The sequence below is a fragment of the Paraburkholderia sp. FT54 genome, assembly GCF_031585635.1.
Lineage (GTDB): Bacteria > Pseudomonadota > Gammaproteobacteria > Burkholderiales > Burkholderiaceae > Paraburkholderia.
The window spans coordinates 1,151,448-1,164,128 of sequence record NZ_CP134196.1 but is presented as its reverse complement, the minus strand read 5'-3'; the positions used below and the strand labels follow the sequence as shown (position 1 = coordinate 1,164,128).

Annotated in this window: 10 protein-coding genes and 1 pseudogene; 5 read left to right on the top strand and 6 right to left on the bottom strand. The window is 60.4% G+C overall.

What is annotated here, in order from left to right; genetic code table 11:
- Nucleotides 1-152 precede the first annotated feature (152 nt).
- Nucleotides 153-812, bottom strand: coding sequence for a dienelactone hydrolase family protein (locus RI103_RS24775; RefSeq protein ID WP_310818274.1), 660 nt, complete (start codon nucleotides 810-812; stop codon nucleotides 153-155).
- A gap of 279 nt (nucleotides 813-1,091) precedes the next feature.
- Between RI103_RS24775 and RI103_RS24770 the strand changes: the two genes are divergently transcribed.
- Nucleotides 1,092-2,669 carry a DHA2 family efflux MFS transporter permease subunit gene (locus RI103_RS24770; protein ID WP_310818273.1) on the top strand — a complete coding sequence of 526 codons (1,578 nt, stop codon included), beginning with the start codon at nucleotides 1,092-1,094 and terminating at the stop codon, nucleotides 2,667-2,669.
- Nucleotides 2,670-2,727: 58 nt separating this feature from the next.
- On the opposite strand, the gene RI103_RS24765 is transcribed toward RI103_RS24770, so the two are convergent.
- Both RI103_RS24765 and RI103_RS24760 read right to left on the bottom strand, forming a co-directional pair.
- Nucleotides 2,728-3,480 carry an AraC family transcriptional regulator gene (locus RI103_RS24765; protein ID WP_310818272.1) on the bottom strand — a complete coding sequence of 251 codons (753 nt, stop codon included), beginning with the start codon at nucleotides 3,478-3,480 and terminating at the stop codon, nucleotides 2,728-2,730.
- 216 nt (nucleotides 3,481-3,696) lie between these two features.
- Nucleotides 3,697-4,881, bottom strand: coding sequence for a porin (locus tag RI103_RS24760; protein ID WP_310818271.1), 1,185 nt, complete (start codon nucleotides 4,879-4,881; stop codon nucleotides 3,697-3,699).
- Nucleotides 4,882-5,383: 502 nt separating this feature from the next.
- Here RI103_RS24760 and RI103_RS24755 point away from each other — a divergent pair.
- Nucleotides 5,384-6,301 (top strand): PadR family transcriptional regulator, encoded by a 918-nt coding sequence (locus tag RI103_RS24755; RefSeq protein WP_310818270.1) that lies wholly within the window; start codon nucleotides 5,384-5,386, stop codon nucleotides 6,299-6,301.
- A gap of 231 nt (nucleotides 6,302-6,532) precedes the next feature.
- A complete protein-coding gene (locus RI103_RS24750) occupies nucleotides 6,533-7,396 on the top strand; it encodes a siderophore-interacting protein (protein WP_310818269.1) in 864 nt (287 codons plus the stop codon).
- 796 nt (nucleotides 7,397-8,192) lie between these two features.
- Here RI103_RS24750 and RI103_RS24745 read toward each other — a convergent pair.
- The 3 genes and pseudogenes from RI103_RS24745 to RI103_RS24735 form a co-directional block, all read right to left on the bottom strand.
- Complete coding sequence (locus RI103_RS24745; RefSeq protein WP_310818268.1) at nucleotides 8,193-8,477, bottom strand: hypothetical protein; 285 nt, start codon at nucleotides 8,475-8,477, stop codon at nucleotides 8,193-8,195.
- 392 nt (nucleotides 8,478-8,869) lie between these two features.
- Nucleotides 8,870-10,669, bottom strand: coding sequence for a hybrid sensor histidine kinase/response regulator (locus RI103_RS24740; protein ID WP_310818267.1), 1,800 nt, complete (start codon nucleotides 10,667-10,669; stop codon nucleotides 8,870-8,872).
- A gap of 185 nt (nucleotides 10,670-10,854) precedes the next feature.
- A pseudogene (locus RI103_RS24735) lies at nucleotides 10,855-10,941 on the bottom strand (IS6 family transposase); the annotation flags it as partial.
- 34 nt (nucleotides 10,942-10,975) lie between these two features.
- Between RI103_RS24735 and RI103_RS24730 the strand changes: the two are divergent.
- Nucleotides 10,976-11,407: a hypothetical protein gene (locus RI103_RS24730; RefSeq protein ID WP_310818266.1), complete on the top strand. Its 432-nt coding sequence runs from the start codon at nucleotides 10,976-10,978 to the stop codon at nucleotides 11,405-11,407.
- Between the two features lie 497 nt (nucleotides 11,408-11,904).
- Nucleotides 11,905-12,627 carry a hypothetical protein gene (locus tag RI103_RS24725; RefSeq protein WP_310818265.1) on the top strand — a complete coding sequence of 241 codons (723 nt, stop codon included), beginning with the start codon at nucleotides 11,905-11,907 and terminating at the stop codon, nucleotides 12,625-12,627.
- Nucleotides 12,628-12,681 lie beyond the last annotated feature (54 nt).

Genomic DNA, 12,681 nt, shown 5'->3' with positions numbered 1-12,681 from the left:
AGTCTGGAAAATGCGCCCCCGGGTCACCCGAGCCGCTTGGGCCGCCCTGCTGGGCATTCCGCGGTCCGCGCGGCGGGGGTGATTTGCATGCTATGAGCTAATAACGGCAAGCCGATCAGAATCTTTAGGGACGCTTTTCCAGCACGACCGTGTCAGTCGCGCGACAAGGCGCCCAGCGCGTGTTCCAGCGCCTCCTGGCCGAGCGCGACGCCGTCGGCGTTAATCGTGTGACCAATGCCGGGCAGCGCATAGGCGTCGACGGTGTAGCCGGCGTTATTGAAGGCGTCGGCGGCGTATTCGAGTTCCTGCACCGGAATCACTTCGTCGTCCTCGCCGTGAATCAGCGTGAGCGGCGTGCCGTTCTGCGCGACGATCACCGAGGCCAGCCGCCCCGAATACGCGACCACACCGGCCGCGCCTTCCGCGCTGCTCGCCACGTGGTGCATCGCCATGATCGAGCCTTGCGAGAAACCGACCAGCGCCAGACGCCCGAAAGACAGCTGCCAGTGCGCAAGCTCGGTGTCGAGGATGCGCCGCAACGCCGGATAGGCCGCGGCGACACGAGCCTCGCGATTGCCTTCGTTGACGTCGCGCAGGCTGAACCACTGGCGTCCGCCAAATCCGCCGTCGAAGGCGTCGGTGCCGTCTAGCGAGGTGAACGCCACATCGGGCAGGCTCTCGCTCCAGATGTCCGCAAGCGGCATCAGGTCGCGCGCATTGCTGCCGACGCCGTGCATCAGCACGACCAGCCCTTTGGCCGGCGCGGTGACCGGCGCGCGCCGCCAGCCGTGTTCGAATTGCTCCCAGGCCATATCTTTTCCTTCTGTCGGTTGATTCGTGAATAGTCGTGACGCACGCGCGATGCCCGGCATGGCGACACATGGCGCCGTGCCGCTGCGTGCAGCCTCAGCCGCGAGCATACGCTGGCGGATTTGTTTTCGCCGCCGCCTTTGCATGCGCCGATGACGTCCAGACGTGAATACAGGTATGCTTTTGCGAGCATTCAGCGGACCTGCCGCCCGACGCATCGCGCGGGCACGAAATACAAACCCCACGCAGCATGTCCGCAGCACACCGATCCGGAGAACCGTTTGAGCCAGCCCACTTCCGCGCCTGCCTCGGCGCCGCCCGCACCACCGCCGCCGCTGAAGGGCGGCCAACTGGTGCTGGCCACGATTGCCGTCGCGCTTGCCACGTTCATGAACGTGCTCGACACGTCGATCGCGAACGTTGCGATTCCAACCATATCGGGCAACCTCGGCGTCTCGGTGGATGAAGGCACGTGGGTCATCACCGTGTTCGCCGCGGCCAATGCCGTGTCGATTCCGCTCACTGGCTGGCTCACGCAACGCATCGGCCAGGTGAAGCTGTTCGTCGGCGCGATCCTGATGTTCGTGCTGGCGTCGTGGTTATGCGGCATTGCGCCGACGCTGCCCATTCTGCTGCTCGCGCGGATCTTCCAGGGCGCCGTGGCGGGCCCGCTGATTCCGTTGTCGCAAGCCATTCTGCTCGGCTCGTATCCGAAGGAGAAATCGTCGACCGCGCTCGCCTTATGGGCGATGACCGCGACCGTCGGCCCGATTGCGGGCCCGGCGCTCGGCGGCTGGATCACGGATAGTTACAGCTGGTCCTGGATCTTCTACATCAACATTCCGGTTGGCATTTTCGCGGCCGGCGTCACGTGGATGATCTACCGCACCCGCGAGTCGCCCACGCGCCAGCCGCCCATCGACGTGGTCGGGCTCGGTCTGCTGATCACGTGGGTCGCCTCGCTGCAGATCATGCTCGACAAGGGGAAGGACCTCGACTGGTTTTCGTCGCCGGTGATCGTGATTCTCGGCATTACCGCGCTCATCAGCTTCGCGTTCTTCCTCGTGTGGGAATTGACCGAGGCAAATCCAATCGTCGATTTGCGGCTCTTCCAGCAGCGCAACTTTCTCGGCGGCACGATTGCGATTTCGGTCGCGTACGGCGTGTTCTTCGGCAATCTCGTGCTGCTGCCGCAATGGATGCAGGAGTATCTGAACTACCGTTCCGTCGATGCCGGCCTCGTGACCGCGCCGCTCGGCGTGTTCGCGGTGCTGCTCGCGCCGGTGATGGCCCGCGTGCTGCCGCGCTCGGATGCGCGCGTGATCGCCACGCTGGCGTTCATCGGCTTTGCAATCGTGTTCTATATGCGCTCGAAATACGTGATCGAGATCGACACGTGGCATCTGGTGATACCGACGTTGCTGCAAGGCATTCCGATGGCGCTGTTCTTCGTGCCGCTGACTTCGATCATCCTGTCAGGCCAGCCGCCGAGCAAGATCCCGGCGGCGGCGGGTCTGTCGAATTTCGCCCGCGTGTTTTGCGGCGCGGTGGGCACCTCGATCGCCGGCAACGAGTGGAACAACCGCACGGTGCTGCATCACGAGCGGCTCACCGAGCAGGCCTCCGTCAACAACCCGCTGTTCAATCAGCAGATCGATTCGACCCAGTCGCTGCTGCATCTGAATCCGCAATCGGCCCATGCGCTGTTCGATTTCACCGTCAACACGCAGGCGGCCATGATGGGCCTGAACGATATTTTCTTTGTCTCAGCGGTCATTTTTATCCTGATCATTCCGCTGATCTGGATTACGCGGCCGGCCAAGGGCGGCGGTGGCCCGGATGCGGCGGGAGCGCATTGAGCGCGAGGGTTTGCGCGAACGCCAGCAGCATGACAATAGCGATGGCGACGACGCCGCGTCAGCGGAAATAACGCGCGGGCGTGTCGCCGAACGCTTCCCGAAACACCGCGATAAACGACGACACGTCGCTATAGCCGACCTCGAGCGCCACCTGCGAGACGCTCGCGCCGGCGCCGAGGTGTTCCAGCGCAACCAGCAGGCGAAGTTGCTGCCGCCACTGTCCGAAGGTTTGCCCCGTTTCCTTGACGAACAGGCGCGCCGCCGTGCGCGCCGTCACGCCGGCGGCCGCGGCCAGGTCTTCGAGTACCGCGGCGTCCGCCGGGTTGGTGCTCAGCGCATCGGCAATCCGTTCGGCACGCGGGTCGCGCGGCCAGTTCAACCCCAACGGCGCAGTGCGCAGACCTGGCAGGCGGTCCAGCAGCACCTGCACGAGACGCGCGGCTGGTTCGTCGAACGGTTGGTCGCGCGGCAGATCGGCCGCGGTGATCAGCAACGCTGCCACCAGGGGGTCGGGCACGACGGCGCCGCTGTGCGGCGGGAGCGGCGCGGCGTCCATGGTGGCATAGAGCGAAAGAAACTCGACGGGACTGGCGGCGGACAGGCGGTGCAGCGCACCCGCGGGCATCCAGACCGCGTGACCAGGCGGCACGACCCAGCGCTCGGTCTCGGTGCGCACGATTAACACGCCGACGCTCACGTGAATCAGCCGCGCGCGACGGTAGGCGCGCAACGGTTCGTCAAGCGCCTCGTATCGCTCACCGATCACGAAGACCGGTTGCTCGACGCCGTCTGGATCAAAAGTCTCCATCATGGAGTCCGTTTTGCCCGGTTGTTGCCTGAAAGGCAGCAAGATTAGCATAGCCGGGCAGAGGTGCTAGCCGAACGCCGCGCGCACCCGGTCGCGACGCACCGCGATGTACGGCGGCAACAATTCGCTCCGGCTTGCCGATAGAATCGCGGCTGCCACGATCGAGTTCAGCCGGGCAGTGAAGCCGGCGCAAGCAGAGACCGCAGCGCCGTCTTGCCGTCAGAATCGATGCCGCATCCCCATGACGAACAACAACTGCCGGTTGTTTGCAGACGGCGGGACGTTGAACATCGACGCGTTAAATAGCGCCATGCCATCACCCCCTGTGACTACCTGATAGAGGCCTTCCAGATAGACATCGGTGTGTTGGCCCAAGGAATAGTCGGCCTGGGCGATAGCCTCGTGCCATTTTGGACTGACATGCGCGGCGCCTGAATCGAAATGTCCATCGGTCAGCGTGTATGCCGCCGCAAGACTCAAGGCATGGGTCACAAAGTAGCGGCCATTGATTTCGAAGTTGTCGAACCGAAGATTGTTGCCGTCGCCGCTGGGAAAAGCTGCACCCTCGCCGTACGCGCTGGTCACGTTATTAAAGGCCGAATGCGTCCATACGAAGCCCAAAGACGAGGCCCCAAAACTGTATTCTCCCCCGACGCCCCAGATTTGTTCCCGACCGCCGTTAATAACAGAATCGTCGATGCTCTCGGCACCGTTCGTGTTCAGGTCGGCAGGGCTGGCGGACCGGTCGACCTGCTCGTATGCAGCCGCCAACGACACCGGGCCATTCGCGTACCTGGTACCAAAGCTATAGACCCGATTGTTGGAGAATTGGCCTGCTTCGTTCGAGAAACCGTACATGCCTCCCGCCTGCAAACCACTGTAATTGACGCTGTCGAATCTTATCGAGTTGTTGACGCTCTGATGCCGAATCATATCGTCGTTGTCGAACGGATGATCGGCAAGGTTACCGCCCCATCCGATCCCCTCGGCGCTCAACGGCGACACCCATTCGGACATGAAAGCGTAGCGCCGCCCGACGGTGACGGTCCCATACTGTGTCGAACGCAAGCCGACATAGGCCTGCCGCCCGAAGATGTCGCCCGTATTGCTGAGCTTGCCATTGGCACTGGAAAAGCCGTCCTCGAGATCGAAAATAGCGGCGAGTCCACCGCCAAGATCCTCCGTTCCGCGAAAGCCAAATCGCGACCCGCTGATACCACCGCTATTCATCTCAATACCGCTGTGGCCCACGCCTGGTTTCCCGGTGCCCTCATTATTCCCATAAATGACCGCAGTATCGATGATGCCGTAAAGCGTCACGCTGCTTTGTGCATAACTGGCTCCCGCCCAAAGAAATAAGACAGTCGCCGAAAAAGACAGTTTAATTACTTTTTCTTTCAACATTCGGAGTTCGATGCATAACCGGTTGTCGCTATATATTGTTTTATATAGCGATAACAACAAAAAAAGGCGCGTGCCGCTCATGCGCCCTCAGCTAATAAGCCTGGCCGAATGTAGCAGATGTGCTGATTTGAGCGGGGTAACAGTTCGCCGCCAATACCGGGATCACAGTGCAAACTTTTTTATCGGCAATTGGACTCGGCTAAATGCGTCCCATACCTTTCGTTTTCAGTTTCGCCAATATTACAAAGTCGGACCGGCATAAATTCGTGAGAGCCTGATGCTCCTTCGTTCATAACTGGGCTCTTATCACACCCCTACTGGCACCTACCTCACCCTCTGCGCGTGAACGCGGGTCCACTAAGGCATGAATGTCATTTTATTAATGACTATTTGGCACGAAATAGCGTCGCTCGGGACAACCATCAAAGAAAACAAATTTGACAAACCATCTTAAGATATATATCTTAAGACACATCTTAAGACACAAACGGGAGTACCCGAGATGCGTCATCATCACCGTTTTTCCCGTCCGCGCATGGCGGACGACAGTTTCTACACCGGCCACGAACGCGGGGCGTTGCATGCGTTCTGGCATGCCTTCGCCCGCCATCACGTCTATCCCGACTATCGTGGCGAGCGCAACGGCGCAGCGCGCGGTGACGGCTTCGAACGCCATGGCGGTGAACCCGGCCACAGCGACCGCAACGCATTCCGCAGCGACGCGCGCGACCAGGGCCATCACGGCTTCGACCGCTTCTCGCTGCACGCGCTGTGGCACGCCATCGGCCGTCATCACGAGCATCGCGGCGGTGGACGTGGCGGCCGCTTCGGCGGCGGCCCGGGCGGCTTCGGCGGCGACGGCGACGGTTTTCCGCGCGGCCGCAAATTCAGCTCCGACGATCTGCAACTGCTGCTCCTGTCGATGATCGGCACGCAGCCGAGCCACGGCTACGAGCTGATCAAGGCGCTCGAAACGCGTTCGAACGGCTTCTACAGCCCGAGCCCGGGCATGGTCTATCCCGCACTGACATATCTGGAAGAACTCGGCTACGTGAGCGTGCAGATCGAGGGCAACCGCAAGCGCTACGAACTGTCGGAAACGGGCCGCGACTATTTGGCCTCCAACCGCGAGCGGGTCGAACTGATGCTGGCCAAGCTGAGCCATATCGCCCGCAAGATGGATTCGGTGCGCCGCGCGTTTGCCGGCGAAGAGCCGGCCGACATCAGCGAAGGCGGCTGGCTGCCCGAACTGAACGAAGCGCGCCGCGCGCTAAAGCACGCGCTGCTGCGCCGTGACAACGCGCCGGCGGCGGAACAGCGCCGCATCGCTGAGATTCTGATGCGCGCGGCCAAAGAAATCGAAAGCCAGGTCAAACCGGACAGCAGCGAAAACGGCAACGGCGGCGAAACGACTCCTTGAGTCACGCCGCCCGCGCCCCGCGCGCCAACGCAAACCGGGAGCGCCTCTTGCGCGCAAATGCCCGTCCATCGAACAACCGCAACCATGTTGCACGCGACCAGAGTAAGTACTTTGCATGGGACCCGAGTAATGCGTCATGGGACCGAGTAAGCGCCAAGGCGCCAACTCGGGTCGACACGCAAACTCCGGTCGACAGCTAAAGCGCCGACTCGGGTCGATAGGAGCACTCTTATGCTGACGAAAGACCAAAACGCCGCCAATCAAGCCACGAACCAGGCCGCCGATCGTGCCGACCTGGCAGTCCACCGCGTGCGACATCCGCTCAAGTTCCGCCTGCTGCAAGTCAAGCAGGTGCGCGCGCTGACCCCGCATCTGATCCGCGTCACGTTCACGGGCGAAGATCTGCACGACTTCGTCTCCGCTTCGTTCGACGACCACATCAAGGTGTTCTTCCCCGAACCCGGCGCGGACAAGCCAGTGCTGCCTGAAGCGGGCCCCGACGGTCCGGTGTTTCCCGCCGGCCGGCCGCGTCCGGTCGCACGCGATTTCACGCCGCGCCGCTTCGATCCCGAGGCGCGCGAACTCGACATCGAGTTTGCAATGCACGAAGCAGGCCCCGCGGCGGCGTGGGCGGCGCAAGCCAAGGTGGGCCAGTATCTCGGTATTGGCGGCCCGCGCGGTTCGCTCGTGATACCCAAAGGCTTCGACTGGCATCTGCTGATCGGCGACGATACCGCGTTGCCCGCCATCGCCCGGCGTCTCGAAGAACTGCCGGCCGGCACGCGCGTCGCGGCAGTGGTCGAAGTGGCCGATCCGTCGGCGCGGATCGAATTCACGACGCAGGCCGAATTGCATCTCGTCTGGTGCTATCGCAGCGAAGTAGGCGTGCGCGGCGAGGCTTTGCTGCAGGCGGTTCGCGATACTTACCTCCCCAAAGATGGCGAAGGCTACGTATGGGCAGCCGGCGAATCCGCGACGATGCGCGCGATGCGCTATCACCTGTGCACGGAACGCGGCGTCGACAAATCACGCATTCGCGCGGCCAGCTACTGGAAACAGGGTGCCGAAGCGGTGCACGAAACGCTCGACGATTGAGCGGGTCGTTGGTACGTCCACCCGGACTGTTTCACCCACATGAGGCCGTTGTCGCTCACGTAGTTCGGGACCCGACCTTGAAGGCGCCGTTGTCCAACGCGTCGCGTAGCCATTCAGAGCGAAGGTCCATTCCGCAAGTGATCCTCTTGATCCGGGAGCCGGCGCCCGTTCATCGGCGATAGTTGATGTTGGAGCGGGCTCCGTTCTACGTGAGCCGGGTCGCGCATTGCTGCTTATGGTGGTGTCGAGCAGTCGGATGGCAGCTTCCACGAACAGTGCCCTCGCACTCTCGACCCCATTGAGCATCTGTTTTGTCGATCGTATCGGTCGTTTCGGTTTGCGAGTTGGCATATCGCGACACAACACCAAGGTTAACTACCCTGATAGATGTCGCACGACAGGCCCGTTACGCACGGTTGACCGTCTCGGGTTTTGCCGAAACCATTGCGTCCGCCCGGTTGGGCTCCATAGTCCCAAGTACTGCCGCCGTCCATCGGCATCGCCCGCTGCGATGAATTTATTGGCTGCTGACTGGATGAGTGGCTAGCGACGTCCGACGGTTGCATTTCCTGAGAGTCGGCAGCGCCGGCCGCGGTGAGCAGGAATAGCACGACGGTTACGGCTGAGGGTTGCACTTTCATTTCTTCACCTTTTCGTCATCAACGGGTTGCGTTAGCGACGCCGAACTTGCGGCCGGGGAAAAAAATGCCCACAAGCGCGCGGCCGAGACGCCGGTTTAAGTGAGCGGTCCCGCGAAGGCTTAATTGGCGCGAGATCTGACAGCGCGCGAGCTTTGTTAGCTGCCGCCGAAAAAAACGTTGCATTGCGGATCCATCCGGCACGGTCTGGCATGTTTTGCACCGCCTTGTACCCGTGTGTCGGGCGTACCGCCGTATGCTTCCATCCCCGCACCCGGGTCAGAGGCCTGTGTTGCGGCGTTTTCTTGCGGGGCGGGTTGAGAGTCTTGCGGTGTGCCTTGCGAATGCGCAACACCGGTCATGACAAACAACACGACAGCGGATGCGACTATCAGTGGTGATTTCATGTTGGTTCCTTTATCTACGTTGAGTTTTCCATTCATGCGATTCGTTATTCGCGTGTCCTGCGCTCGAAAGCCATGCGCATCGAGCGTGTCGCGCACGAGCCGCAATCCAGGTGGTAATCCATTGATAAGGTTTCTTGAGAGAGCTCGTTTGGAGTTAAAGCACTCAGTCTGTTCACTTCATGCCGACGTACAGCAGTCTTCGCACGAGCCAAGGCCGGTTCAGCTCATCACGACGACCAACCGCTCCGGGGTACATTCGACGAATGCCCCCTCAGCGTTGCTGTCATATTCATTCTTGGTCAGGCGAAACGCCGTCGCAACGCACATACGTAGGCGGCGGGCAGCAATCGTCGGCGAAAGATGTATGCACTGTGATCGCCCGATTCTGATGACCTGCCGGATACTCATTGCGCTCGGGACGCTTTCAGTCACTGATCGTTCGCGAGATGGAGATTCATCTTCCGCTGAGCGGTCACGTAGCGGCTGATTTCCGCCAGCAGGTCTTTGGGAGCGGAAGACTTGCGCAATAGCACGAACGGTTCGGGGAAGTCGCGAAGGATGTGACCGGACAGCAGTTCGCCGGTGATAAACGCGACGGGAATAACGCCCGCCCACGCGAAATGACGCCTGATCCGACTGGCAACCTCCTTGCCAGTGGCTCCATCGCGCAGACGGATATCGGCGACGATGAGATCGGGAATACGGCTGTCATCGGCAAGGATGGCTTCGAATCCAGCCATCGACTCGGCGGCGTGCACGAGCGCGCCCGCGCTTGAGAGAAGACGCCTCATGCCTTCGAGGACGGTAGGTTCATCGTCGCACAGGAGCATGAACGTGCCAGTGAGATCGGGCATGTACACATCGCCATCCTGAGCATTTGCCCCGACGGTCGGGGTTGATGCCGAAACCGTCGCGTAAAGGGAAAAGCGCGATCCGCGCCCTTCCACGGAGGCGAAACTCATGCCGTGTCCCGGCAGAATATGGATCGCACGATGCACGATCGACAGCCCCAGTCCCAGCCCTTTGGAACGGTCGCGGCCCGGATTGTTGATCTGATAGTACTCGGAGAAGATCGCGTCCCGATGGGCGGGCGCAATACCGATGCCGGTATCCCATACATCGACGCGCAGCCGCTCGTTCAGTTGCACCCAGCCAAGCACAACGCCGCCCGACGACGTGTTCTTGATCGCGTTCGATACGAGATTGGTTACGGACCGCTTGAAGAGTGATCGGTCGGTCTCGATGGACGGCGGGTACCTTCGCCGCCCCGCGATTCTTAGATCGATGCCACGCAACCGGGCCGTCTCACGGTATTGCTCGAAGACCTCGGTCAATAGCGCGTGGGTATCGACCGGTACGACACGGGGAACATATGAGCCCAGCTCGCTGTAGTCCTGAATATCCTTGAACATGTCGAGGATGTCGGAAGCGGTCTCCTCGATGACGTCGAGCTCGCGATCCACCGCGTATCCGTCCCTGATCCTCGTCCGGGCGCTTCGAATGAAAAGGTTGATTGCGGCGAGAGGCTGCTGAATGTCGTGATACGCCGATGAAAAGAATCGCTCTTTCTCCCTGACGAGTTCCTGCATGCGTCTGTTCTGCTCGTTGACCGCGCGCGAGGCCGCTTCGACGCGAGCCTTGGCCGCGCGCAAGGTGCGCCGGTAAATGAATTCGCGCCTCGCGGCACGTTCCAGCGGGATGCTAAGCAACACGCCGACGATATACATCATCGGCACCATCGTGGCGTGCGCAATCACCGACTCCACGCGCATGTCGACGCTCTGGCCACTGGGCTTGAGATAGAGCATGATCAGGTAACTGACGACGCATAGTCCGATCAGCCACGCGGCCGTGATCACCCGAAGCCGGAAGGCCATGAATATCATGAAAAGGGCAAACGTCAGGATCGGATAAGCTTCCCGCCAAGCCAGGTCGCCCGGATAGATCTGTACCATTCTCAGGACCGCGAACCAGCAACAGATCGTCCAGACGCTGAGCAACCCGACGGCCCAGCGCTCGTCAAGCGCGCGTGGGCTCCACAACAGCACGGGCACGGCCATGCCGATCGTCCCGGCGATTCTCAGGAGAAGGAGTTCTTTGTGATGCAGATGGGATGGATCGAGTACGGCTAACCGCCCGACGTCGTGGATGGAAAACACGACCCACAATCCGGTGAAGATTGCGATGGCGAGCCTCCGCTGCCCGAAGAAGCGCCGCGCGTAGTCCATCCGGAACGCGCGTTCCTGAGCCGCCGATCTGAATCTGCGCACCCTGAGGCCTGACGATCTCATGACGACGCTCGATCAGGAAATTCGCCGTCCGCGGATAGGGCGGCGTGCAATTCAAACAGAATAGCAGGGCGCCATCCAAAGTTATATATACAAATGTAGCGTTCTGGATGCGCTTGGCAGATCAGGAGCGCCAGCAGTTTGATAGCCCACCGGTGCACCATCGAATGGTCGACCGATACCCCCCGCCCGGACATCATTTCTAAGTGTTGGCGATTCCGCTGACCATCCACCTGGAGCATTTAGTTGAAACTCCCACGTATCTTCGCCATTCCCACGTTGCTTCTTGCGGGCTGCACTTTCTACGGTCCTCAATCGGCAACGCCAGTCAAGATGTACGAAGGCCCAGAGAAGGCCGCCAATCAGGTCGCTTCAGTGCTGACCTTCGACTTCCTGAAGAAGCGTGAGAACCAACTTGAAACCGCATGGAAGTCTAATGTCGTAGAGGTTGACGGCAGGCCGGTGCCTGGCGGCAAATACGATAATCAGAAAGTCCTGCTCGAACCCGGCGTACATTTTCTGACGGTCACGTGCTCCTCAGGCTATCGTCCGAATACTCATACCCGGAAGTTCCGACTCGAGCTGAAGGCGAACCAACTCTACGTGCCGTCGGCTCAACTGGAGTACGGCACTCGCGAGTGCACGCCAGACGTGGTGCTGATGCACATGCGCTCCTAAGGCACGTCCATGACGTGGGTTCTCGGCAAGAGTCATTCAGAGTGGCAGCCGACTCCGCTTTCAATGCTGTTTATAACGGAACGCGGAGGCGCGCCATGCCGACAAGTCGATACGCTGAATACAACCGATGGACCATCGACACGGCACCGACCTACCGGCTGATCCAAAGACTCCACGCCGCCTCTTCTGTGACCGAGCGCGCGAGTGCCTAAAGCCGTTGCCTCGGGAAATCGGCGACGGCAGGCCGTCCCCGGATCAGCGATACTCGCGGTGGCCATTTGGAATGCGACGGTCGCTCGCCGGGCACCGGTCGCTTACTACTCCCCATAAGTCGCGTTGGAAGTAACTGTCATCAGCTAAAACGTGCCGCAGTTTTGCGACCCACAGCCGCCTGCTTCCACCCATCCGTTGTTTTGTTGAGTGCCGCCCTTTGTAAACAGCGCTCACTCGCCTACTCTGAATGGCGACGAACGGCAGTGTCCTTAGCGGGGAAAAACATGACCGCCTCCGAGAAGCAGGAAAGCAAATCGAGCAGGATCGCGCTCTGGGCAGCCGGTATTACCGCAGCGGGCGCGATAGGCGCCGCGCTGGTCGGCGTTTTGAAAGGTAGCGAATCGAATCCGTCCGCACAGACCGTGCAAACGACTGCCATCGTGTCTGCTTCCTCGGGCGGCGTGGCTGCAGGCAGAGACATCAACGCACCGGTCTACAACGCTCCCGTCTATCAGACCTATAATAAATTTTCAAATCCGTTCAAAGGGAAAAACGGTCTACTATTTAGCCCGCAGATTTCCGCCATCTATCTGCCGAACCAGCCCTCATCGCATGTTATGGGCATGGCTATATTGAATGTGTCGACGCGAAGGATTGGACGTGCGCAAGTGCTCGTCTACGATGCTTTGAATTCCGAAAAGCCGTACGCTGTTTCGGACGAGAAATCTGTCGGACAGCGGGAAACACTGCTTGCCAGGAACGAGCTACCAATCGATGCACCACCGCCTGAGTCGATCAATGTATGTCTGACTTACGAGTCGGACGAACCGGGGAAATTCGTGACGCTCCTTGTGACGATGAATCGTGGAGAAGGTTATAACCCCAACGTATATTCCTATTCTGCTGCGAGTGACTATCGTATTTTCTATTCGGCAGCCCATGCGGACTGTAAACAGAAGAGCGTGCTGAACGTTATTTCAACCGGCGAGTACTTCGGGCGCGGTTAGCGCATGCAGGTCGACGCGCAGCTCCTACATACGTGCGAGAAGAACAATGCTCGT